This is a genomic window from Streptomyces sp. DT224 (assembly GCF_049844595.1).
Lineage (GTDB): Bacteria > Actinomycetota > Actinomycetes > Streptomycetales > Streptomycetaceae > Streptomyces.
On record NZ_JBNCLI010000082.1, the window covers coordinates 1 to 210 of the forward strand.

A 210-nucleotide genomic window follows, 5' to 3' on the forward strand; every position below is an offset into this window, starting at 1 on the left:
GCCTCGGCCAGTCGGCCCGTGACGTTCGAGACCACCGGCAGGGCCGGCTCATGGAACTCAATGCCGCTCAGGGCCGTGCGGAAGTCCTCCAGCATCGGGTCCATCAGCGGAGAATGGAAGGCGTGGGAAACCCGCAGGCGCTTCGTCCGCGCAGACGTCTTCGCCTCGATCTCCGCGATCGCGGTCTCGGTGCCCGAGACCACCACCGCC

At 68.6% G+C, this 210-nt stretch carries 1 protein-coding gene; it reads right to left on the bottom strand.

Translation table 11 applies throughout. The features are described from left to right. Positions 1-210: hypothetical protein (locus tag ACLQ2N_RS36130; RefSeq protein WP_425820057.1), on the bottom strand; the 210-nt coding region annotated here is incomplete at both ends.